Raw genomic sequence first — 23996 nt, 5'->3', positions numbered from 1 at the left:
TAAGTTAGCCATTCAAAAGATTCATAAACAGTGCCCCACTGATTAAGTGTTCATTTTATGTGGGGCATTTCATTCTCTACTAAAATCTATACAATATGAGGTGAAACGCATGTTTGAAATTTTTATCTCTACCTATCCCACACTCTTAAAAGCTACTATTGTCACATTACAATTAACATTAACTTCCCTAGTACTCGGTTCATTAATTGGATTATTATTCGCTTTCTTTCGAATCTCTAACAATAAAGTTTTAAATAGTATCGCTCATATCTATATTGCTATTATTCGTGGTACACCTTTAATCGTTCAAATCGCAATTCTCTATTTTGGCATTACATCTGTCATTGTTTTCTCCCCTTTTTGGGCAGGAGCAATCGCTTTAGCAATTCATAACGGTGCATATATTACGGAAATTTTCCGAGGATCCATTCAATCCGTCGACCGGGGACAATTGGAAGCCGCTCGCTCCTTAGGTATGCCTTACCCTTTAGCTATGCGCCGGATTATATTACCACAAGCATTTCGTCTGTCTCTTCCTCCTCTAGGAAATCAATTTATTATCGGATTAAAAGACTCTTCACTTGTCGCTTACGTAGGACTGTCCGAATTATGGGGATCAGGTTTATCAATTGCAGCAGGTAACTTCCAACAATTAGATACTTACATAATCGTTGGTGCATACTATCTCGTACTTGTTCTTCTATTTACTTATTTCGTTAATCTTTTAGAAAAACGACTACAACGAAAAGAAACTAACTCCGTCCAATTCCATAAAAAGAACAAAAAGGAAGTTTCTTTATAAGAAAAAGCAAGCCTGAGATGGCTTGCTTTTTCACTGCAAAAATATATTAATTTTACTGATTTACTTTTTTAATACTCTCGTCTTCCTCTATATGTTCCTCACGATATGAAATATTATGAGGATCTAGTCCATTTCCTAAAGAACCATAGAAATGCTCTCTATGCGGATCCACTAATTCACTTCCGTGATAATACACACGTGGTGTATTCCATAGGGCTGCTAATGCTTTTGTCATCGGCATTTCGTGATAACGTTCCGGCCACATTTCTTTAATCTTCTCTTTTACTAACGGATAGTATTTAGAGCTCATAGCAGGAAACAGATGGTGTTCTGTATGATATGAGAAATTGAAATGTAAAACGTCTACCCAGCGCGGCACTGTTACTGATAAACAGTTTGCTAACGGATCATTTACTGGAACAATTGGATTTAAGCGGTGATTTGTTGCGATATATGCCATTACAATAAAGTTAGCAATTAACAACGGAATGACATATGCAAATAACCATTTTCCAGGTCCCATAATAAACAATAAACTAATCCAAACTGTCCAAGGCAAAAGAAGTTGAAGCCATACAGATTTTTGATTGGATGACTTGAACTCTTTTATAAAATGAAAGAACATTCGAGTCGAATGCAATGTAAATTGAATTGTTAGTGACAGAAAACTAAAGAATGAACGTACATGTAAAGGCATACGATATACCCAACTCAAAAACTTACTCTTCTTAAGTTTCTCAAGTGTCGGCCATGCATCTGGATCATTCTCTTCATGCTGTGTATGAACATGATGCGTTGCATTATGCCACTTTCTCCAAAGCTTTGGCCCTGTTGATAATGGCATAAATGCAATCGCGCCTAAGAAGTCACGAAGCCATGCCTTTCTTACAACAGTTCCATGTAAAATTTCATGCCCTAAAAATCCTAGTGAAGCAAAACATAATCCAAGAACAATCGCAATTCCTAGATTCGCCCACACATTCAATTCAAATACACCAATCGATATTAACCCCGCCAATGCCACAAGCAAATAAGCCAGTCCACCAAATAAACGAGTAGGCACTGGTTTAAATGCTTTTTTCGGCAAATGTGGTGATACACGTGCTGCATACCACCCAAACGTATGAAGCTCCTTCATCCTTTTGCTCCTTTCTTATGCCGCGCCTTGCGCAACTTACATATATCAATTCTTGCTTCCAGATTGATTTTACTAGATGATCCAAAAAGCATCTATTATAAGGAAAATATACTCACTCTATCGTCACTTATTTTTCGCTTTTATTATCAATGAAAAACATTTCTCTTTTTACTCTCTATCAACCTTTCCACATGATGAATCATAACAATAGAATTTCTATATTGTCAACACCTTTTATGACCTAGTAATAAAAGGTGGTTATATTTTTATAATCATACTTTATTTCACTAAAGAAAATGTATAGATTCCATAAGGATTTACCCACTATATATAGACATTTTCTTAAACGCCATAGACTCTATCTCATTCAATAACTCCCTATGTAATCAACAAACAGAATCACTTGAATTTAGTTTTATATAAATCCTACCACTTCATAATGCCCCATCTAATTAATTATATTAAAATAATTTATAACCTCTTTTAATAAAAATAGACTACTTCTAAAACAACACACATGAATTTCATATATTATGGAAATATTAAAAAGAAAATTGTTCTAAAATCAGGAGGTTTCCGCAATGACAAGTGATACATTTCCACAACTGCCGCTATCTTATTGGATTGAATCTACTCAGTTTCCTACTTTCCCTCGTTTATCCGAAAATATAAAGACAAAAGTTGCTATTATCGGTGCTGGTATTACAGGTATTACTACTGCCTATTTACTTGCAAAAGAAGGCATCGATGTTGTTTTAATTGATTCTGGTCGTATTTTAAACGGAACGACTGGGCATACAACAGCGAAAGTAACAGCACAACATGATCTTATTTATGATGAATTAATAAACCATTTCGGTGTAGAAAAGGCCGGGCTTTACTATGAATCAAATAATCAGGCTCTACAATTCATAAATGAAACTGTTCAAACATATAAAATCGACTGTAATTTCTCAAATGAAGATTCATATTTATATACAACTACCGATAACGGATTAAGAAATTTATCGAAAGAATATGAAGCTTATCAAAAATTAAATATACCTTGTGACTATGTTCAATCTCTATCGATTCCTATTCCAGTACAATCTGCGCTTATAATGAAAAATCAAGCACAATTCCATCCCCTTCTTTATTTAAAAACACTTTTAGAAAAGTTTGTGGAGATGGGCGGAAAGCTCTACGAACAAACAACAGCTATGGATGTGGAAAAGGGAGATCATCCACAAATAATTACAAAAGAGGGCCATCATATCACTTGTGAATATGTCGTCTCTTGTTCACATTTTCCTTTTTATGATGCAAATAGCTTTTTCTTTACGCGAATGTATGCAGAACGCTCCTACGCTCTTGCAATAAAAGCAAAAACGGATTATCCAGGTGGCATGTATTTAAGTATTGATGATCCAAAGCGCTCCTTACGCTATATAACAAACAATGGAGAAAAATTAATTTTGATTGGCGGAGAGAGTCATAAAACAGGACAAGGAATAAATACGATGCTTCATTATGAAGCACTCTATTCTTTTGCTGAAGCAACTTTTGGAATAGACGAGGTTCCTTATAGATGGTCAGCACAAGATTTAATCACTCTAGATAAGCTTCCTTATATCGGACATATTAACGAAAGAAATCCAAATATCTTTGTTGCAACTGGATATCGCAAATGGGGCATGACAACTGGAACTGCTGCCGCTCACCTACTGAAGGACTCCATCTTAAAAGTCCACAGTCCCTATAAAGAACTGTATGCACCATCACGCTTCCATGCAAATCCAGATATAAAAACGTTCCTCTCCCAGAACATTGATGTTGCGAAACATTTAATTGAAGGAAAGATTGAAACCGCATTACGTAAGCCAGAAGATCTCGAAGTTGGTGAAGGATCTGTCGTACATGTTAACGGTAAACGAGCAGGTGCTTATAAGGACAAAGAAGGAAAATTACATATCGTCGATACAACTTGTACACATCTCGGCTGTGAAGTTGAATGGAATAATGGTGATTGTACTTGGGATTGTCCTTGCCATGGTTCTCGTTTTTCAATTGAGGGAGACGTTCTTGAAGGCCCAGCAGATCAACCGTTAAAACGCGTTGATAATGAGTAAACAAATAAAGAAGTTCAACAGAATTACGGTTGAACTTCTTTATTTGTTATAAAACCTGTTCAGATAAATTTCGACACAGGAAGGAAAATATTAACATTAAATAAAATAATATATTCATCTACAAATTAAAAGGGGTGAATATTATGCAACCTTCAGCTCCACCTCATCTAGAATCTACAGAAACTATCTTTTCAAGCTCTATTACAAAACTTGTTGTTTTTATTTGTTGGCTAGCCATTTTAGCTGATGGATATGATTTAGGTATTTACGGTGCCGTTCTACCAAAGCTCCTAGAAGACAAAAGCTGGGCGCTATCACCAGCGCACGCTGGTACAATTGCAAGCTATGCTTTATTTGGGATGTTTATTGGGGCTATTCTAGTTGGAACGATTACAGATCTAATTGGGCGTAAATGGACGCTTATATGCTGTTTAGCACTTTTTTCTATCACAATGGGTTTAGCGGCTATCGCTTCTTCTCCTGAGTTATTTGGATTATCTCGATTTATAGGAGGAATCGGATTAGGCGGTGTTATCCCAACGGCTTCAGCACTTACTGTTGAATATTCACCAAAAAAAAGGCAATCTTTTATTTATGCTCTTATGTTTACTGGCTATCCTTTAGGTATCGTATTAGGTGCTATTTTGTCTATGTTTATGTTAGAAGATTTCGGATGGAGAATTATGTTTGGTATCGGAATGATTCCACTACTCCTCATTCCTTTCATTATTCGCTATTTACCTGAGTCCATTCAATTTTTATTATCACGTAATCGCCAAGAAGAAGTGAACCAAATTCTTAATCGTTTTCAAATTGAATTTCATGTAAAAAATAAAACTCATCAAGCTCCATCTACTATACGAAAGAAAAATGGATTTTTTACTTTATTCTCAAAAGAATACATAAAAGCAACACTACTTTTTTGGATCACTTATATAATGGGAATGTTTTTAATATACGGTTTAAATACTTGGTTACCACAGATGATGCGCCAGGCGGGATATCCTCTTGGATCTAGTCTGTCTTTTCTACTTATGCTAAATATTACCGCAGCTGTTGGTGCGTTATTCGCTGGAGCAATTGCTGATCGTATAGGCGCAAAAATTGTTATTAGCATCTCTTATCTTATGGCAGCCATATGTATCGGACTATTAACAATTAAGCCATCTGTTACAATCATTTATCTTTTAATTGGCCTTGCTGGTATTGGATCGGTCGGTATTACTCAAATATTAAATGCATATGTAACACAATACTTCCCATCACATATCCGAGCTACCTCCTTAGGCTGGGGACTGGGACTTGGCCGAGTTGGTGCAATTGCTGGCCCTATTCTCATCGGTATTATTATGACAATGCAATATGACTTAGCATGGAATTTTTACTTATTCTCCTTTGCAGGTCTTATCGCAGCTATATCTGTTTTCTTCATTCCTACAAAATAAAAAGAGCACAAACTTACTTGTGCTCTTTTTCATATGCTCCAAACAGCATGTCTCGAAATAGTGTATTTAAAATTTCAATATCGATCCCTGATCCCTTTTCAATTCCTTTTACATATTGCCCATAGTAATGAATTTGTTCTTCTAAAAATTGATTTAGCACCTTAATTTTCAATCCAACATCTAATTCAGTACCTGCTTTTTTCTTTATTAACAACTTTTCAATCTCATCTAATACACTACGTTCTAATGGTAATTCTGTAATCAATCGATCAAATTCTACAGGTGGTAAAGTTGCTTTCTCTTCTAGCCACTTACAAGCTAAAATAGGACGTAATACATAAAAGTACTTTTTCAGCTTTACATTCTCACCTTGCAAAAATTCACGATAATTTTTCGACGCCATATGTAAATAATGATATATCGTTGCTTTTGGATCAAAATTCTTCTCACTCATCTGTTGAAGTAGTTCTGGAAAATTAGAGTTTTTCGAATAAAAAATTGGTGATCGAATCCACTCAAGTAAAGCTGGGTTCGACTTCGCGAATAGTTGCAACGCCTTTTTAATATCCCAACCACTTATATCTAAATCATCACTAATTGGATATTCAATTACATCACGTTTGTCATGAATTGATAAATACCATTCTACCGGATGTATATAAACAAACCTAACATCATAATCGCTATCTTTCGATGGAAATCCCCAAGCACGACTCCCTGATTCCACCGCAAATAAAATTTTTACATCATTCTCTTTTTCAATTCTTTCTAACTCCAACTCGATTTTCTCTCTCATTGCATAACACCTCCATTTTTTGATTATTTCCTTGGAAATTCGACAAATACAATACTAATTTTACTACATACCAAAAAAACTGTCAGAAATTACTGACAGCCTAATGAAACGTCTATTGTTGCTTTTCGATTACAGTAGTAGCAATTCGTTCAAACTCTTTTTGAATCTCCTCTTTATATGCATCTACTATTGAAAAATCCATAGCAGCAATATAAATTCGTTCTAATTTATCACGAACCGATTTTGCTTTCGCTAAGAAAGACATCGCCTCATTCATTTTTGCTTTATATTGAATGGAAACATCACGAATTTCCTTCGCATATTTCTCATCCGTCCCTGGCGTAACAATAAGGGCATACATATCAATAATTTCATCACCCTCGCGACTTGGAAAATATTCATGTGGTGCCGTGCTATCAAAAATTGCAAAACCTAATTCTCTTACGATAACCATATCAAGACTATTCGGGTCAAATCCGCAATGATATACTTCAACTTCAAACCCCTTTTCTTCAGCTGCCTTAGCTAACTTTTTGAGCATCGTTGATTTTCCAGAACCTGGGCGCCCTTTTATAAAATAACGATGTGGTAACCCTTCTGTTAAATTAGGGACAAAATCAACTGCTCCTTTCGGTGTAGCAGCTCCTAAAAAACGATGTTTTACAAGAGATTGTCTCCCGCTTTTATCTGCAAATAATTTCTGGATTAGCTGATCGGTTAGTTCATTCGCTTTATTAAAATCTATATTATCAATATATATCTTCTCCCACTCATCATGTATAACCAATGCCTCTTTAAAACGTGCGTAAGCAGACTGAAAAGCTTTGCTTGCTTCTGAAACAAATCTTTCAATTTCTAACTTCTGCTTTCTTAGTTTATCTGAGTCCCAAGCAATTCCTAAATTTATATACTCTTCAACAACTCCTGGCATTTTTGGCTCAATAACATGCGGTGATGTCCCATCAACAATTCCTACTTTTAATTTTGGGATAATTACACCATCAACCGATTTATTGTCAGAAGAACAATGTAAAAATTCGATATCATATCCTTTTTCAACCCATTCACGACCGATTGCCTTTATTAAAGAAGATTTCCCCGTTCCTGGACCACCCTTTAAGATAAATAATCTGTCTAATTCTTTTAAATTCTCTTCGTATAAATTATGAAATCCTCTAGCTGTATTACCACCAGCATAATAATTCAATACATTTCCTGTCACTGCACTCACTCCTTCGCAGCATTGTATTTACATAAGCTACAATATGCGAGCGGCTTTATTTGGGTGAATACCTATTTTGTATTGCACACAAAAAGGAAATGAATTACAATTTAACTATCGGAAAATTCCGATTTTAAAAACTGAATACTTCTTTATCAAGAGAGGCAGAGGGACCGGCCCTTTGAAGCCCAGCAACCTCAGTTTATACAAACTGAATAGGTGCTAATTCCTGCAAAATGCATTGCATTTTGGAAGATAAAACTCAACTAGCATGCAAAGCTCATCTTTCTTGATATTGAAGGATGAGCTTTTTATTATTTGAAAAACATATATTGGAGGTATGTAAAATGAAAGTAATTGATCTATCGCAAACATTTGAAAATAATATGTCTCAATTTCCTGGAACACCAAAAATACAACTAGAAGCTGTTACAAGCGTTGAAGAAGCAGGCTATCAAGTTACAGATTTTCATTCCGTCGTTCATGTGGGCACGCATTGTGATGCACCTGCGCATTTTATTTCAGGCGCAACGACCATCGATCAATTACCCCTTGATCAATTTGTAGGCGAAGCCGTTCTTATCGATGTAACTCACATTAAAGAGCGAAAATTACCTAAGGCAGTATTGCATAATGCTGACATAAACGAAGGTGATATTGTTATTTTTCATTCCAATCTATCCACTAAATGGAATACGGAAGCTTATGAGAAAGAAGCATTTTATCTTTCTGAAGAGTTAGCTGAAGAATTAGTTCAATTAAAAGTAAAATCTATCGGTTTAGATTTCATTTCTCCTGATGAAGTAACGACAGAAACATCACCGATCCATCACATATTGCTAGGGAATAATATTTATTTAATTGAAAACTTAACAAATCTAGATGCTATCGAAGCGAAACGCTTCTTTTTCTCGGCAGCACCTTTAAAAATTAAAGATAGTGACGGTGCTTTCGCAAGAGCATTCGCTGTTATTTTTTAAATGAGGCTACAAAAAAAGCAAAGGTCATTACTGACCTTTGCTTCTATATTTTCTATTTAAATTAAGAAAGAATTGTTCCACACGAGGACGCACCCAAGCTAAACAGTCTATCTCTTTCTTCTTTGTGCAAGCTATCTCTTCACCATCTACCATTTCAACAAGTTCCAGCTCTAACAGTTGCCTCGTGAACGCTAACATATTTACTTCTTCAGCTGGATACTCTTCTTTTAATTTCTCCTCAATTTCTCCCAATAAAAAACCGTCACGCATCATTGCTAGTGCATCAATCCAAAGTGGCGGCATTTCATATTTTTCTCCTGTAATTGTATCTTTTACAATATAATTCTTTTGCTCTTTTCTAAATTGAATTGTATGTAAACATACAGTCGAATTTAATGTTAATTCCATCATACCACCTCTTTCATAATATCTGCATAGAAAAAAGGATGCGCGTGCACCCCTTCTTATCTTTTCATAACACTACTGAACCGTTACATGAGCAATCAATCTCATGTCGATATTTTCCTCCATTATAAACGAAGTATTTTATAAAAAAAACCCTTCTTGAAACATTTTATAAAATGTTTATATTTACACAACAAGAACACTTTTCTGAAAAATCTTTTCTCTCAATACATTAAACGCTCGGAAGAAAAATTTCTACTTTCGTTCCTACTCCTACACTACTTTGGATTGTGATACTTCCTTGATGTTCCTTAATAATTTTATATGTAATCATTAATCCAAGTCCTGTACCATTCTCCTTTGTTGTGTAAAACGCCTTGCCGATTTTTTCTAACTTCTCATTTTCTATACCAAATCCTTGGTCTTCAACAGAAATACACAAATGTCCTTGCGTTTTTTGATATGCACGGATATAAATTTCTCCACCCTCTGGCATTGATTCTATTCCATTTTTAATGATATTTAATAACACTTGTTTTAATTGCTTATCATCACCGTTTATAGCCGGTAAATTCCCATCTACTTGTAAATGACATTTAACTCTATATTGCGTTGCATAACTTTCCATTAGATGCACAACATATAGAAGGATGTCTCGTATATTACACCTTTCATAATTTGTTGGCTTTGGTTTTCCTAACAACATCAATTCACTAACAAATCCATTAACCCTTTCAATTTCTTGTAGCATAATGTCGTAGCTCATCGTATCAGTTGGATTTCTTTCTTTTTGCATTTGCGTAAACCCTTTTAACGCTGTTAGCGGATTTCGAATTTCATGGGCAATTGTTGTAGACATAGTCCCAATCACAGCTAAATTTTCCGTCTCTTTCATATTGTTCATCATTTCAACCACTGTTCTTACATAAGATTGAAATCGTTTTAATAAAGAATGTGAAATAATGAAATAAAATACACATAAAACAAGTGGAATTATCACTTTTAAATCTTGTAATAGCAATGTGAAAAATACGTACTTTCCAATTACACTAAAGGACACTAAATAAAAGTATTTCCTATTCACGAAAACTGGGGCAAATAAAATTAATAACATTTCTACCATACTACCATGTTCAAAAGGTCTATCCGTTCGCAAATAAATCATTAAATTATTAACAAGATTGATAAACATGTACCCAAATAAAAATAAATATTTTACAGAATATACATACCCTCTTTTTTGAAGATATATAGAAATAGGAAATAATGCTATTACAAATATAGGCACACCTATCCCAAGACTACCTTCTGGCCACCCTACCGCTGTTCCACTAATATTCATAGCAGGATATACAAAATAATATATAGCGTCATATAAAAAGAATATAATATAGAATAATAATATAAATACCTTTAAGGCTCTTCTTTCTTCATAAATCAAGCTCTTGTATTTGTTCATATAAAAACTCCCCTTGATCGATACAAAAAACTTTCATTGTTATCTCCTTAAAGTATAAGTATGAAATTGCTTTCAGGGCAATATTTAACCTTATAATACTAAAAGGAAGGAGATTTCTCCTTCCTTTTGGTAACAACTTACATCCATCTTACCCTATCATGTAACAATCCATCAGTAAATTTATTATGCCCCATTACAAAATCCTTCATATATAAATTTAAATACTCACCGTACTTACTTTCTGTATTTAATAACAACTCCTCGACGTAATAAGCACCTTGTTCAAATTGATCTAAAAGTAAACTGCACAAGCCCGCATAAATCCCGCACCCTACCTGGAAATACGTTGCATTCGTTTTATACTTACGAAAAACTTGGCTACTATTCATCACATTATACATATATGTCTCACTATTTTCATAAACGAGTAACACACCGACCAGGTCCTCTCCAGCAATCTCTTCTTCCGCTGGATTAAACACTTTACGATTCCAGTTCCATAAATCTTCTACTTGATCTAAGTTCTGTCTAATTATATTTGTTGTATACTCATTAATTCGGTAAAGAAAACCAACTTCCATATTGAAGTTTTTCCCTAAAATTAATACTTCCTCATGTGGCATTAAACAACCATAGAATTCTTTTTCTCCTAACTTCACTTTATACTCTGAAGCGTATACATCTTCATAAAAGTAAAGAGGACGATGATGACTCATATACATCGGATAACTCCAGATCGCTTCATCTAAAAATCGCTCTACTGCCCATGAAGCATAAAGTGTATGTGGCTTTATAAGTGCTGTATCATTCAAAAACGACGTATCATGTTCTACAATATAACATGCTCTTGGCCTTTCATTTGGTCGTTCCTTCATAAGTTCAACAACCATCCATTGAACAACACCTGGATTCATCCCTGAACCTATAATCGCTTTTGTATTTGTAAATTTCTCTTTCTCCTTCTCAAACCTTGTATATCTTTCCGTAAGCTGAAAGCCGATTAAACTATCGTCCTGATCTACCGCCTCATTTTCCAAGGCTGAATTAATATAACAAATTCCAAGTTCATTACAGCAGCTTAATACTCGAATTGTATCTGCCCCTGAAACATCAATAACAACACTCGTCCTTTTTTCTTTTAAATGTTGTTTAAATTTCACTACATCTTGAAGGTCTATTTCGTATAAAAACAATTGATCTTTCAAATTTGGAAACAACTCATCATAATAAGTCCTATCTTTTTGTTTTATATCAACCAAATGAAATTTGACATTCTTTATCGATTCATAAATTGGATCTTTTTCATTTACTATCGCTTGATTTAAAATTGCTAAAACTGCTTTTGCTGCTCCACCAGCACTACCAAGCAATGTAATTGATAACGAATTAGGAAACTGCTCCACAAACAAAACCCCTTTAATAAATTAGTTGAGCAGCTCCTCCTCAAAAAATAAATTGAATACATAAAAAGATAGCTCGTACACATTTCTTTATAAATAAGTGCAAAATTTTTTTAAAAAATCACACCATAGTATATTTATATTCAATTCATTTTCCCCTCATATTCAAATCGAGCTAAACAAATAGGCTCGACCTTTTCTTCTGCATATAAAAGAAAAAGCCAGCCCTTTCAACTAGCTTACGGACAATGGACAGATTTTACATGTTGAATATTCACATACATTTTTGCATCACGTGCTTTTGATATTTCAATATGACCTTCATCAATTTTCGCCATTTTTCCAATTTTATTGGACTCCTCACCTAAATCGAACACCATAATTTTCCCTGTCATTTTAATAAGCTGTTCTTCAAACGTTCTAGCTAACGTAATATTTAACGGATTTACGGGGAGTTCATTTTTATTGAGGGCATACGGTACTTGGTTTTCTTTATACGGAATTAACCATTTTAAATGCTTTAAAGATATATATACCGTTTTATAAACCGGACTATAAAAAACAATATAATCGTTCATCACACTTGTAACATAACCATGTATTGGAGCATTTCCTGCTACATAAACTTCTGTAAAAATCCCTTTAGAAGTACTTAATACTTTTCTCAAAGAAATTGAAGGGGATTCCCTCTTAATTACAGAATCAACATCTGGTTTTAATATTTCTTCGTCATATGGTCTTAAAAATTTATAGTATTGTACATGATATAAAGATATATATACGTAATCTTGTCCATTGTAAAGAACAACGATATCATTTCCTACATCAATTAATACACCTTTAAATCTTTTTTCACCGATTAATTTAACATATATATTTTCTCCAATACTTTTGTTTAACTCATTCATCTATATCCTCCTTCCTATGAATTTCTTCTTACCTGTCTTCCATTTCTAAAAAAATAATCAGGGCAAAGTTCTGTTTTAATAGTAAGTAATTCCTTTTCATACTATCGAAATAAGAAATTGTTCTTCTCTTTCCCTCATAATGCCCCTCTTATTTATTAAACATTATTCATCTTCATTCTTTTTACATTTAACTACTTGACTCACACTCTTAATATGAGACTTAATTACATAAATAACTTCATCGCCGTTTACTAGTGTAATACAGCCATGGTGTACCTCACTTAATAAACCTTCCACACACTCTGGACCGCCACGATTAATTTTTATCCACTTATACTTCAAGTCTTTTAATATATCTAAAAAAGTATCCTCATCAGAGCAGAAACATGAACTATAGCAATCGCCACATTTACTTTCTTTCACTTTCTTCACTAGACTCTTCACATGTTTCAACTGATAATATACTAATTCACCATGAGGTAGTTGTAATGTAAGATAGTCTTTTCCTAACGATACCAGTGTCCCTACTCGACTTTCTGGTCCGCGAAGATTTACTTTTACATTCTCACCAACTAAACATTTAATTTGGTCACAGCATAATACGTTCTCCAATTTTGTATCCCCCTTTCTTATTATCTTCCTCTACTTGATTGTCTTTGTGCGCGAGCGCGACCTGAATTATCGCTACTTTCCTTACTATCGTCGCTCTCATCGCTCTCTCCGCATGCTAATGCATTATAGTTAACACTTTTAATATGCTTTATTGCAATTAATATAACTTCTTCTTTTACAATTAATGTAACGAAGTCACAAGAAACATCTTGTAAAATTCCTTCCACTTTCTCTGGACCACCGCGATTAATTTTCACCCAGCAATATTTGAAGCTTAGAAGTAGTGCTTCAAAGTCGTCTGCACATTCGCAATCTTCCCAATCGCAATCACTTGATCCACAGTCTTTTGCATTTTTCGTAATACTTTTCAGATGGCTAAGTTGATAGTAATAAAGCTCACCTTTTTCATTCTTCAATACGAAGTAGTCTGGACATACTGATATTATTGTCCCTTTTTGAGATTCTGGACCACCCCTGTTTACTCTCACAAAAGATCCAATTAAGTCTTTCAGAAAATCACAATGAAATAAACTCACGAGAAAACCCCTTCCATTAATTTATAAGCTTTTGCACTGATAGTATATGTATCTGTACAGGTTACGTTCTCTATGTTTGTCCTAGCTAGAAAAAAATATGCTTTTAACATGGTAGACTACTACCTATCAAAATTTGAGGAAAGGCTAAGAACTCCTTATGTTTTTGATATCTTCAAACAAAAAATCCCTTATGAATATACATTTCTGCATATCTTCATAAGGGATTTTCCATAGTTTAATCTTCGTCTTTAACATCCATATCTTCTGGAATTGGTTCGTTCAATATTTCTTCCACTAATTGCTTATATTTCTCCATTTGTTCTAAATGTGTATTAAATTGTTCTTTATTTACTAAATATTGCTCTCCATCGAATAGCGCACGAATTTTCTTTTGCTGAATTAACTCTTCAATATACGATTTTGGTAAATTCAAATACTCCGCAGTCTCTTCTACTGTTATATACAATGCGTTCATTCCTTTATTATTTTTTCATCTATACTGTATCTTACTTTACTTTATTTTTGTAAACAAATAAAAAAGATTTTGTAAATGCAGTTCAAAAAGCAGGTAGATGCATTCCATATATTGTATAGTATTATATAGTAAGAATTTTTTAAATATAGAATGGTATTACCCATTTACACAAAGGAGAGTTAACATATGGCTACTCGTCACATCATTACAATGTTAGAAAAAACACTACAAGTTGAAACAGAAAACACAATTTCTCATTTGAATGTATCTTTATCTGATCGTTTTCTTTCTCAAAGCACAGCAATACATGAAAACAATTGTTATCATACAATTGGTGAATGGTACAAAAATCATTTCTTATTCCAACAAGATGATTTCCTTTGGGCTAAATATGCTTTCTATGACGCATATTGTGAAGCCATCAAAAAACAAGGCCATCTTACAAAACGCGTCCGTCAAATATTAGAATCATTGGCTCGAAAACATGGAAAACAATATATTGCTTCTATACTAAATATGCCATTTCCTAATGAACGCGCTAAAGGGACAGCGTAATTTAGCCATGTTCTGCGCAAGCAAAACATAGCTAAATTGTTTTCTAAGATGCTTTACCAATAAAAATGTTCATATCATATGAACTGATGAAACCGGTGTCATTATAATGATTGAAAATATAGTAAACAGGAAAACCCCCACGTACATCTCTCATCCATTTGAATAGAGAAGTATGTGGGGGTATACTTGTTCCTTATTATTTTATCATCTGCTTAATCAGTTCGCGATTTCTCTTCTTAAATACTTCATTATGAGAAGAAACCATTCCGTACTCACTTGCATCTGGTTGGATAAATTGCTTTGCTTTATTCACAGCATTTCCAGCATCTTGGAATGCACCTGCAATTAAGTGTAGTTTCCCTTCATGCTTTAAAATATCTCCAGCAGCATATAATCCATCTACTGAAGACTCACTATTTGCATTACCTGCAATATAATAATTATCTATAATTGCAACGTCTAACTCACTATTTTCTAATAATGTAATGTCGCGTTCATATCCATGATTAATAATAACTTCATCAATAGGTAAGTGAGAAACCTCACCTGTTTCATGATTTGTTAATTCTACATATTCGATCGCTTCATGATTATCACCAGCAATTAATTTTGTAATCGATGTATTAAAGAAACACTCCGCTGAGCTGTTCATAAGTTGTTTTACTTGTGCTTCATGACCAGATAATTCTTCTTTTCTATAGGTTACATACACTTTTTTCGCAATTGGTTCCAATTCATTTGCCCAATCAACAGCAGAATTGCCTCCACCGGAAATAATAACTGTTTTACCTTTGAAACGCTTTAAAGATTTAACTGTATAATTTAAATTCGATACTTCAAATCGCTCAGCACCTTCAATAGATAACTTTTGCGGTTTCAATATACCACTTCCTGTTGCGACGATAACTGTTTTTGAAAAGTGTTCTTCGCCATTACTTGTTTTTAATGTAAAAGTACCATCTTGATTACGAATAATCGATTCTACTTTTGTATCTAATACAACTTCCGGCTGAAATGTTAACCCTTGCTGTACAAGTTGTTCAATTAACTTATCACCTGTAACTGGCAATAGTCCTCCTACATCCCAAATCATCTTTTCCGGATACACATGTATTTTTCCACCTAAATGTGGTTGAAATTCTATTATTTTTGTTTTCATTTCTCTGAGTCCACTATAAAAAGCTGAATAAAGCCCTGCAGGTCCTCCGCCTATCACGGTTACATCAAACAATTCTTCTCGATTCATTCGTGCTCACTCCTCAGCTATTAATCATTGATTATCATTCTCAATAAAATATAGCCTGTTTCCGCAAAATTTACAATCAAAATTACTATTGACAATACACCTATATAAAATTATATTATTTAAAGAATCAATAGTGATAATCATTATCATTTTGTTAATAATTAGCAAATTTGAGATTACATCTTCTTTCATTAATATGGTTAATACTATATTATAAAATCTCATATTCAAGATTTTTAATAAATCATTTTGCTTTACCACTACTCTTTCAAAAAGATTACAGTTAAACAAATTATTGTATACACATATCATCTATGTTAAAGGAGAAAGACGATGAAAAAGTTATTTATTTCACTAACAGTTCTTTTCGTTCTTGTTATGAGTGCTTGTAGCAATGGCTCTACAGACAAAAAGAACGATGCAAAAGGTAGTAAATCAGAAACAATTACATACCAATCTGAAAATGGTAAAGTAGAAGTTCCTGCAAATCCAAAACGCGTTGTTGTACTATCATCATTCGCTGGTAACGTAATGTCATTAGGTGTAAATCTTGTTGGGGTAGATTCATGGTCTAAACAAAACCCACGTTTTGATAGTAAACTTAAAGATGTTGCTGAAGTATCAGATGAAAATGTTGAAAAAATCGCTGAACTAAATCCAGATTTAATCATTGGTTTATCAAATGTTAAAAATGTCGATAAGTTAAAGAAAATTGCTCCTACTGTAACATACACTTACGGAAAAGTTGATTACTTAACACAGCATTTAGAAATTGGTAAGTTATTAAACAAAGAAAAAGAAGCAAAAACTTGGGTTGATGACTTCAAGAAACGTGCACAAGAAGCTGGTAAAGAAATTAAAGCAAAAATCGGTGAAGATGCAACAGTTTCTGTTGTAGAAAACTTCAACAAACAGCTTTATGTATACGGCGAAAACTGGGGCCGCGGAACAGAAATTCTGTACCAAGAAATGAAATTAAAAATGCCTGAAAAAGTAAAAGAAAAAGCATTAAAAGAAGGTTACTACGCATTATCTACTGAGGTATTACCTGAATTTGCTGGTGATTACTTAATCGTAAGTAAAAACAAAGATACTGATAACTCATTCCAAGAGACAGAATCATATAAAAACATCCCAGCAGTAAAAAATAATCGCGTATATGAAGCAAACATGATGGAATTCTATTTCAATGATCCACTTACATTAGATTTCCAACTAGACTTCTTCAAGAAGAACTTTCTTGGTAAATAATACAAACATGAGGAATTCTTAATTTAAGAATTCCTCTTCCTTTATTCTATGAACAGAAAAGATGTGAAACGAATGACAAAAGATCATGATAATCCACGTTCTATAGCTTTTACATACAAACTAATTTTAAGCTTAATTGCATTCTTTCTTATTTTTATGGTTGCAATGGTATTAGGTGCTGCAGATACTTCGATAAAAGATGTATGGTTAGCACTCACTTCCTCCGCTAAAGGAGACAAAATATCTATTATTCGAGAAATACGTTTACCACGTGAAGTTGCTGCTATTTTTGTAGGAGCTGGATTAGCCGTTTCTGGAGCAATTATGCAAGGATTAACACGAAATCCACTTGCGGACCCTGGATTATTAGGGCTATCTGGTGGAGCAAATGCTGCGCTTGCACTAACACTTGCTTTCAATCCTTCCATTAGCTATCTTTACTTAACGTTAGCTTGCTTTATCGGTGCTGCAATTGGCGCAATTATGGTATTTGGAATTGGTATGGTGAAAAAAGGCGGTCTTTCTCCTCTTCGAATTGTATTAGCGGGCGCCGCAGTTTCAGCATTTCTACTCGCAATTTCAGAAGGAATTGGCATTTACTTTAAAATTTCACAAGATGTATCACTTTGGACTGCTGGGGGCGTAATTGGAACAACTTGGAGCCAATTAAAAATTATTATTCCAGTCATTTCAATTAGTATCTTTATCGCTATCTTACTAGCAAAAAAATTGACAGTTCTTAGTTTCAGTGAGGAAGTGGCTATTGGACTAGGTCAAAAAATTATTGTTATTAAAACTATTTTATTTATCATTATTATCTTACTTGCAGGTGCATCTGTAGCGCTTGTTGGAAATATGGCATTTATCGGTTTAATGGTACCTCACATGGTACGCCCAATTGTCGGTCCAGATTACCGATTTGTTATACCGATGTCAGCAATTGCTGGAGCTTCCTTTATGCTACTTGCAGATACAATCGGACGTACTATTAACGCTCCGTACGAAACACCAGTTGCGGCAATTGTCGCGATTGTAGGATTACCATTCTTCCTATTCATTGTACGTAAAGGAGGAAAAACATTCTCATGATGCAATCTATTTTAAGAAAACAGCGTCTCATTATACTCGCTTTACTTATAGTAATCATCACAACCATTGTAGTTGGAATGGGTCTTGGTTCAGCATCTTTATCTTATGATCGACTACTCCCAACATTAATGGGGCAAGGGACTTTTAAAGAGGAGTTCGTTTTATACTCTTTAAGACTACCTAGAATTGTCATTACATTATTAGCTGGTATGGCTCTCGCTTTATCAGGGGCTATTCTGCAAGGAATTACCCGAAATGATTTAGCTGAACCTGGTATTCTTGGTATTAACTCTGGGGCTGGTGTTGCTGTTGCTATTTTCTTTTTATACTTTCCAATAGACGTAGGTTCATTTCTTTACTTACTACCTGTCGTTGGATTTATTGGGGCATTTCTGACAGCTGTTCTAATTTACGTATTTTCATATAGTAAATCAACTGGACTTCAACCAATACGATTAACATTAACTGGTATCGGTTTTGCATTTGCACTATCTGGAGCGATGATTGTCCTTATTTCATCCGCTGATCGTATGAAAGTGGACTTTATCTCAAAATGGATTGCCGGAAACATTTGGGGAGATGATTGGACATTTGTTTTAGCAATGCTTCCATGGCTAATTGTATTAATCCCATTTGTCTTCTATAAAGCAAATCGATTAAACATTCTAGCATTAAACGAACCGGTCGCAATCGGTGTTGGAATTGAAATTGAAAAAGAACGAAGATACTTATTAATCGCAGCCGTTGCACTTGCAGCCGCAGCTGTTTCCGTAACAGGAGGAATTAGCTTTATCGGATTAATGGCTCCTCATATCGCGAAATCTTTAGTAGGTCCAAGACATCAAATATTCATGCCTATCGCCGTTTTAATTGGCGGATGGTTATTACTACTAGCAGACACAATCGGGCGAAATATCGTTGATCCTAATGGCATTCCAGCAGGTATTGTCGTTGCTTTAATTGGGGCTCCTTACTTTATGTATTTGTTGCTTAAGAAAGCGTAAAAACATCCTCAATTTTGAGGATGTTTTTTCCTTTCGTTTCCTTCTCCTAACCCTTTATTCACCATTCATATTTCCTACCTCAATACAATTCCTGAACAAAATATTTTTGATTATAAAATCTATTAATGTTATATTATCACATATAACTTTTACGTTTTAAGGAGTATCGTATAATGAAAGCTATTTCTATTATTCTTATCTTAATTGGAATTTTTGGTATCTTAATGGGCGGAATGATGTTCGGAGATATCGGTATTGCTGCAATTATTGGTTCATTAGCAGCACTATTCTCAGGAATCGGTTTTTGGAAATTAGATTCGCAACTCAAAAATATATCTAAATAATTAAAATCCTAAAATGGCCATGGAAGAATATATATTCTTTCACGGCCATTTTAATACACATTGAATAACATTTCCGTTAGATTTCTACTGCTGCCCATACCCTTCAAACTTCTTCGCCAAATTCTCCATCTCATCTTCTGGCAAAAGCTTCGGTTCTCCGACGCTTTTCGTTTGATAATAAATTTGAGCACAAAACTCAATCTCTTCTGCAATAGTAAACGCCATTTTTATATTATTTGCCCCAGCAATTAAACCGTGATTCGCAAGTAACACTGCACGGCGGTCAATCATGCCTTCAAAAGCAGCATCTGCTAATTGCTTCGTACCAAATGTCTCATACGGCGCACAGCGTACATTCGGGCCTGCAAAAGCAATTAAATACGATACTGCAGGAAGTTCCCATCCTAATGATGCAATCGTCTTTGCATAAGGAGAATGTGTGTGTACAAGTGCATTTATATCTTCACGCTTTCTATAATAAATAAGGTGCATATCTAGTTCACTTGATGGCTTTCTTTCTCCTTCTACTACTTCACCATCTAAGTTTAATATAACTACATCTTCAGGCTTTGTTTCATAATAATCTAAACCACTTGGACTAATCGCAACAAGACCTTGTTCACGATTAAAGATACTAATATTACCGCCCGTCCCCTTTGTTAAACCACTAGAAATCATTTTCTTTCCATACGCTACAATTTCTTCTCTTTCTTTTTGTAATAACATATACATCCCCCTAAGTATGAAGCTTATGATGACTGACTTTTATATTTATCTACTTATTGAAATAGCTTTTTTAAATTCTCCGTAAACGGTGCCTTTACAATCCCTTTTTCTGTAATAATCGCTGTTACATTTTGATGTGGAGTAACATCAAATGCTGGATTATATACTTTACTTTCTTTCGGAGCTGAATATTGTCCAAAGCGATTAATCACTTCAGAAGCATCTCTTTCTTCAATCGGAATTTCTTTTCCTGTCGATGTCTTTAAATCAATTGTCGGTGTTGGCGCTGCTACATAAAACGGAATGTTGTAGTACTTAGCTAAAATAGATACGCCTAATGTGCCAATTTTATTTGCTACATCACCATTTGCTGCCACACGGTCGCATCCAACGATTACTGCATCAATCTTCCCTTGTGACATGACCATAGCTGCCATATTATCTGTAATAACAGTAACGTCAATACCCGCTCGCTGCAGTTCTAATGCTGTTAACGTTGAACCTTGTAATCTAGGACGCGTTTCATCCGAATAAATTTTTAAATTCCATCCTTTTTCTTTCGCTAAATACATTGGAGCCGTCGCAGTACCATACTTAGTCGTCGCTAAAGCACCTGCATTACAATGCGTTAATACTCCCATTTCATCATGGAATAATGTTAATGCATGCTCTCCAATTTGATGATTAATTTCTTCATCTTCTCTATGAATTTCTTTTGCCTCTTCTAGTAATCTATTTTTCAGCTGTGAGATTGATAAGTGAGCATTATCTATCGCTACACTTTCCATTCTTTCAAGCGCCCAAAATAAATTTACTGCAGTCGGTCTTGATGTCGCCAAGTATGTACATACCTTTCTTACTTCATCCATAAATCCTTCTTCCGTACTTTCAGCAAATTCCTTTATCCCTAAATACACTCCATAAGCAGCTGAAACACCAATCGCGGGTGCACCTCGCACTTTCATTACTTGTATTGCATTCCACACACTTTCAGCTGTTTTAAAAGATTCATAGACAATTTCATTTGGTAATAACGTTTGATCTAACAAAACTAAAGCATCATCTTTCCACTGAATTGGTATTAATTGCTCTTCCATCATATTCTCCCCTTACTTCGCGTAGTGCATTGACTGTTCTTTTAACGTTTCTACAAAACTTGTGCCCGTTCTATATTGATTCGCTCGTAAAATAAAACTCTTCGCTACTTGAAGACAAATTCGCTCCGCTCTAGCACGTGCTTCCTCATTCCCAATACAAGTAATATCTTTTACTTTCGCTAATCCAACAATACGGCGAATTAATTCCAGACCTGTCACTGCAGCTGTATCCTCTAATACAGATTGCAAATAGACTTCGCTAAAGCCTTCTTCCTTCGCCATAATCTCGGTCACATGAATATCCCAAGCACCTAAAAACTTCTGCTTAAATAAATCAATTACCTCTACCATCGTAGTTTGTAACCAATCCATATACGTATCTTTCTCAGCTCCAGGTGACATCGTTGCATCTGCATTCACCCAAGCAAACATTAAATTCGCCATTACATTCCCAACGTCATATCCCATAGGTCCATAAAAAGCAAACTCAGGATCAATAACCTTTGTAGAATCATCTCTTACAAAAACAGAACCAGTATGTAAATCACCATGAAGTAATGCCTGTGCATTCGTCATAAAAGAAAATTTACGTTTCGCTACTTCCATACGAAGCTCTTTATCACTATAAATATGTTCCCTAATCCATCCCTCATTTAACGGAAATAACTCATTACGCTTATTATGATTGGTAAATGGTTCTGAATATACGAGGTCCTCTGTAATCTCACATAATTCAGGATTTATATAATTCTTCACAAATTCCTTCTTCTCTTTATGATTCATTACAACATCCGATGTTAACAAAAGTGTATTTACCATAAAAGTAGTTAAATCATCCGCAAGCCTCGGAAATATTTGATGATTTATAAGTGCTGTACGTAATATTGTGTGATTCGATAAATCTTCCATTACGCAACAATTCATCACACTATCAAATAAATACACCTTAGGAACAAGTCCAGGTGCTAACTCATCCTCTAACTGCAAAAGATCTGATTCTATACGAATACGATTCGTCGACAACTTAAACTCATCTGAAATGCGAGCTGTATCCCCAGCTTGCTTTACGATGACAGACATGTTCTCTTTTTCATCCCAAACGCGGAACACATAATTTAAATTGCCATCACCTATTTCTTTACACTGTAACCCCTTTGCATTTTCAAACTTAGATAATTTCTCTTTCACATATGCAATCACATCTTTAGCTTCCATTAAAAAATACTTCGTGAACTTAGACATGGTTTCCCCTCCACACTAATTGTAAGCGTTTTCTAAAAGCTATAAAAAATAATAGGTTGAATTTTTTCATCCTATAAATATATATTCTTCTTTTTGAAAGGTATATCTAGGTTTTATTATATCTTGTTAGCACTTTGAGTCAATGTTTCTAACTATCATCGTAATATACTTCCTAATTATATATTTGGGATGACAAAAATTGTTCAAAAATTTTCCGATTCATTTTATTTTATTTATCACAAAATTCTTTGTAAAATAGAAGTAAGCAGTTCCTTTTCAAAACTACAACTTCTAAGAAATATTTCCTTCCCAAGAAATTAAACTTACACACTATCTCTAACATACACACTAAACTTTCAACTACTCATCTAAAATTTATAGACTTAAAATTACCTTTCCATTCCCTGTTAGTCTTAATTGAGAATAAATATTAATTAAATTGGTATAAAGTTGGTTTATTCTCTTGACAAAATAACCACTTCTATATGATAATTAATATCGAATTAGAATTATTATAGTTAATTAAAAAATATATTTTATGAGCACACTATTTTTTGATGCTCAAAACCAACATTTAGGAGGAATTTTAACATGTTATTAATCGGCACAGAAGTAAAACCGTTTAAAGCTAATGCTTACCATAATGGAGAATTTATCCAAGTTACTGACGAAAGTTTAAAAGGAAAATGGAGTGTAGTTTGTTTCTACCCAGCTGACTTCACATTCGTTTGCCCAACTGAACTTGAAGACTTACAAAACCAATACGCAACTCTAAAAGACTTAGGCGTTGAAGTATACTCTGTATCTACAGACACTCACTTCACTCACAAAGCATGGCATGATAGCTCAGAAACTATCGGCAAAATCGAGTACATCATGATTGGTGATCCAACTCGCACAATCACTACAAACTTCAACGTTTTAATGGAAGAAGAAGGTCTTGCTGCTCGTGGTACATTCATCATCGATCCAGACGGCGTTATCCAATCTATGGAAATCAATGCTGACGGTATCGGCCGTGACGCAAGCATTCTTGTTAACAAAATTAAAGCTGCTCAATACGTACGTAACAACCCAGGTGAAGTTTGCCCAGCTAAATGGCAAGAGGGTTCTGCAACACTTAAACCAAGCCTTGACCTTGTAGGCAAAATCTAAG

24 protein-coding genes and 1 riboswitch are annotated in these 23996 nt (G+C 34.4%); of the genes, 10 read left to right on the top strand and 14 right to left on the bottom strand.

All coding sequences use genetic code 11. The annotated features are described in order from the left end of the window. The first annotated feature begins 46 nt into the window (after window positions 1–46). Window positions 47–802 carry an amino acid ABC transporter permease gene (locus tag ATL10_RS21205; RefSeq protein ID WP_141541772.1) on the top strand — a complete coding sequence of 252 codons (756 nt, stop codon included), beginning with the start codon at window positions 47–49 and terminating at the stop codon, window positions 800–802. Window positions 803–854: 52 nt separating this feature from the next. On the opposite strand, the gene desB is transcribed toward ATL10_RS21205, so the two are convergent. Beyond that, entirely contained in the window at window positions 855–1940 is a 1086-nt protein-coding gene (desB, locus tag ATL10_RS21200) for a Delta(10) desaturase DesB (RefSeq protein ID WP_000661219.1), read from the bottom strand. 581 nt (window positions 1941–2521) lie between these two features. On the opposite strand from desB, the gene ATL10_RS21195 reads away from it, so the two are divergent. Next, window positions 2522–4048: an FAD-dependent oxidoreductase gene (locus tag ATL10_RS21195; RefSeq protein ID WP_000199977.1), complete on the top strand. Its 1527-nt coding sequence runs from the start codon at window positions 2522–2524 to the stop codon at window positions 4046–4048. A 143-nt stretch (window positions 4049–4191) separates the two neighbouring features. Beyond that, window positions 4192–5493, top strand: coding sequence for an MFS transporter (locus ATL10_RS21190; RefSeq protein ID WP_001183092.1), 1302 nt, complete (start codon window positions 4192–4194; stop codon window positions 5491–5493). A 13-nt stretch (window positions 5494–5506) separates the two neighbouring features. Here the strand turns inward: ATL10_RS21190 and ATL10_RS21185 are convergent, their stop codons facing one another. Beyond that, a complete protein-coding gene (locus ATL10_RS21185; RefSeq protein ID WP_001208233.1) occupies window positions 5507–6289 on the bottom strand; it encodes a nucleotidyltransferase domain-containing protein in 783 nt (260 codons plus the stop codon). A 112-nt stretch (window positions 6290–6401) separates the two neighbouring features. After that, window positions 6402–7511, bottom strand: coding sequence for a PRK06851 family protein (locus ATL10_RS21180; protein WP_090978204.1), 1110 nt, complete (start codon window positions 7509–7511; stop codon window positions 6402–6404). Between the two features lie 149 nt (window positions 7512–7660). Beyond that, window positions 7661–7773: riboswitch (SAM riboswitch) on the top strand. 85 nt (window positions 7774–7858) lie between these two features. Here ATL10_RS21180 and ATL10_RS21175 point away from each other — a divergent pair. Next, window positions 7859–8491, top strand: a complete 633-nt coding sequence (locus tag ATL10_RS21175) for a cyclase family protein (RefSeq protein ID WP_090978202.1) — start codon at window positions 7859–7861, stop codon at window positions 8489–8491. A gap of 27 nt (window positions 8492–8518) precedes the next feature. Here the strand turns inward: ATL10_RS21175 and ATL10_RS21170 are convergent, their stop codons facing one another. The 7 genes from ATL10_RS21170 to ATL10_RS21140 all read right to left on the bottom strand — a co-directional run bounded on the left by ATL10_RS21170 (window position 8519) and on the right by ATL10_RS21140 (window position 14286). Then, complete coding sequence (locus ATL10_RS21170; RefSeq protein WP_016083694.1) at window positions 8519–8899, bottom strand: hypothetical protein; 381 nt, start codon at window positions 8897–8899, stop codon at window positions 8519–8521. Between the two features lie 229 nt (window positions 8900–9128). Continuing rightward, window positions 9129–10355, bottom strand: coding sequence for an ATP-binding protein (locus ATL10_RS21165; protein WP_090978200.1), 1227 nt, complete (start codon window positions 10353–10355; stop codon window positions 9129–9131). A 137-nt stretch (window positions 10356–10492) separates the two neighbouring features. Beyond that, window positions 10493–11758 carry an S-adenosylmethionine decarboxylase related protein gene (locus tag ATL10_RS21160; protein ID WP_098236027.1) on the bottom strand — a complete coding sequence of 422 codons (1266 nt, stop codon included), beginning with the start codon at window positions 11756–11758 and terminating at the stop codon, window positions 10493–10495. Between the two features lie 236 nt (window positions 11759–11994). Next, window positions 11995–12663 (bottom strand): LSm family protein, encoded by a 669-nt coding sequence (locus tag ATL10_RS21155; protein WP_053565369.1) that lies wholly within the window; start codon window positions 12661–12663, stop codon window positions 11995–11997. A 162-nt stretch (window positions 12664–12825) separates the two neighbouring features. Further along, window positions 12826–13275, bottom strand: coding sequence for a PI-PLC domain-containing protein (locus ATL10_RS21150; RefSeq protein WP_065229680.1), 450 nt, complete (start codon window positions 13273–13275; stop codon window positions 12826–12828). Window positions 13276–13295: 20 nt separating this feature from the next. Next, window positions 13296–13811, bottom strand: a complete 516-nt coding sequence (locus ATL10_RS21145) for a hypothetical protein (RefSeq protein ID WP_053565371.1) — start codon at window positions 13809–13811, stop codon at window positions 13296–13298. Between the two features lie 235 nt (window positions 13812–14046). Then, window positions 14047–14286, bottom strand: a complete 240-nt coding sequence (locus ATL10_RS21140) for a helix-turn-helix domain-containing protein (protein WP_001998970.1) — start codon at window positions 14284–14286, stop codon at window positions 14047–14049. A 186-nt stretch (window positions 14287–14472) separates the two neighbouring features. Between ATL10_RS21140 and ATL10_RS21135 the strand changes: the two genes are divergently transcribed. After that, window positions 14473–14841 (top strand): hypothetical protein, encoded by a 369-nt coding sequence (locus ATL10_RS21135; protein ID WP_000235474.1) that lies wholly within the window; start codon window positions 14473–14475, stop codon window positions 14839–14841. 196 nt (window positions 14842–15037) lie between these two features. Here the strand turns inward: ATL10_RS21135 and ATL10_RS21125 are convergent, their stop codons facing one another. Then, window positions 15038–16087 (bottom strand): NAD(P)/FAD-dependent oxidoreductase, encoded by a 1050-nt coding sequence (locus ATL10_RS21125; protein WP_110497461.1) that lies wholly within the window; start codon window positions 16085–16087, stop codon window positions 15038–15040. 333 nt (window positions 16088–16420) lie between these two features. On the opposite strand from ATL10_RS21125, the gene ATL10_RS21115 reads away from it, so the two are divergent. The 4 genes from ATL10_RS21115 to ATL10_RS31350 all read left to right on the top strand — a co-directional run bounded on the left by ATL10_RS21115 (window position 16421) and on the right by ATL10_RS31350 (window position 19775). Beyond that, window positions 16421–17338 (top strand): iron-hydroxamate ABC transporter substrate-binding protein, encoded by a 918-nt coding sequence (locus ATL10_RS21115; protein WP_090978196.1) that lies wholly within the window; start codon window positions 16421–16423, stop codon window positions 17336–17338. A 48-nt stretch (window positions 17339–17386) separates the two neighbouring features. Continuing rightward, on the top strand, window positions 17387–18427 hold the full coding sequence (locus ATL10_RS21110) for a FecCD family ABC transporter permease (protein ID WP_002025239.1): 1041 nt from the start codon (window positions 17387–17389) through the stop codon (window positions 18425–18427). Then, window positions 18424–19431: a FecCD family ABC transporter permease gene (locus tag ATL10_RS21105; RefSeq protein ID WP_016083701.1), complete on the top strand. Its 1008-nt coding sequence runs from the start codon at window positions 18424–18426 to the stop codon at window positions 19429–19431. The genes ATL10_RS21110 and ATL10_RS21105 overlap by 4 nt, the downstream gene beginning before the upstream one ends. Before the next feature lie 173 nt (window positions 19432–19604). Beyond that, window positions 19605–19775, top strand: a complete 171-nt coding sequence (locus tag ATL10_RS31350) for a hypothetical protein (protein WP_000644466.1) — start codon at window positions 19605–19607, stop codon at window positions 19773–19775. 84 nt (window positions 19776–19859) lie between these two features. Here the strand turns inward: ATL10_RS31350 and ATL10_RS21100 are convergent, their stop codons facing one another. From ATL10_RS21100 to mtnK, 3 genes are read right to left on the bottom strand one after another with little or no spacing between them, the layout of a single operon-like run. Next, a complete protein-coding gene (locus ATL10_RS21100; RefSeq protein WP_000926548.1) occupies window positions 19860–20501 on the bottom strand; it encodes an L-fuculose-phosphate aldolase in 642 nt (213 codons plus the stop codon). 53 nt (window positions 20502–20554) lie between these two features. After that, window positions 20555–21601, bottom strand: a complete 1047-nt coding sequence (gene mtnA / locus ATL10_RS21095) for an S-methyl-5-thioribose-1-phosphate isomerase (protein ID WP_110497458.1) — start codon at window positions 21599–21601, stop codon at window positions 20555–20557. A gap of 9 nt (window positions 21602–21610) precedes the next feature. Further along, on the bottom strand, window positions 21611–22840 hold the full coding sequence (gene mtnK / locus ATL10_RS21090; RefSeq protein WP_053565378.1) for an S-methyl-5-thioribose kinase: 1230 nt from the start codon (window positions 22838–22840) through the stop codon (window positions 21611–21613). Between the two features lie 591 nt (window positions 22841–23431). On the opposite strand from mtnK, the gene ahpC reads away from it, so the two are divergent. Then, on the top strand, window positions 23432–23995 hold the full coding sequence (gene ahpC, locus ATL10_RS21085) for an alkyl hydroperoxide reductase subunit C (RefSeq protein ID WP_000924420.1): 564 nt from the start codon (window positions 23432–23434) through the stop codon (window positions 23993–23995). Window position 23996: the final 1 nt, after the last annotated feature.

Origin of the sequence: Bacillus sp. 196mf (genome assembly GCF_003217275.1) — a bacterium.
Lineage (GTDB): Bacteria > Bacillota > Bacilli > Bacillales > Bacillaceae_G > Bacillus_A > Bacillus_A thuringiensis_S.
This window is presented reverse-complemented; position numbering and strand designations above follow the sequence as displayed.